We start from the raw sequence: 411 nt of genomic DNA, 5'->3' as shown, positions 1-411 counted from the left end.
CGACGATAAGGGCCAGCTGATGACCTTCGTTGAGGCTTGCCGCGCCTGGAAGCAGGTGCATGGCAATTTGCCATGCCGCGTCACGATCCTGTTCGAAGGCGAGGAGGAGTCAGGCTCGCCGTCACTGAAGCCGTTCCTCGAGGCCAATGCCGCCGAGCTCAGTACCGATTTCGCGCTTGTCTGCGATACCGGCATGTGGGACCGCGAGACGCCGTCCATCTGCGTTTCGCTGCGCGGGATGGTTGGCGAAGAGGTGACGGTCAAGGCGGCTGACCGCGACCTGCATTCGGGGCTTTATGGCGGTGCTGCCGCCAATCCGATCCGTATTTTGGCCAAGGTGCTGGCCGACATCCACGACAAGGATGGCCACATCACCATCCCCGGCTTTTATGACTGCGTCGAGGAAACACC

1 protein-coding gene is annotated in these 411 nt (G+C 61.6%); it reads left to right on the top strand.

Translation table 11 applies throughout. The features are described from left to right. Positions 1 to 411: M20/M25/M40 family metallo-hydrolase (locus ACWTU8_RS33055; RefSeq protein WP_455851406.1), on the top strand; the 411-nt coding region annotated here is incomplete at both ends.

The organism is Mesorhizobium sp. BHbdii, from assembly GCF_053848045.1.
Note: the sequence above shows the minus strand (reverse complement) of the source record. Positions and strands in the feature narration are given on the sequence as shown.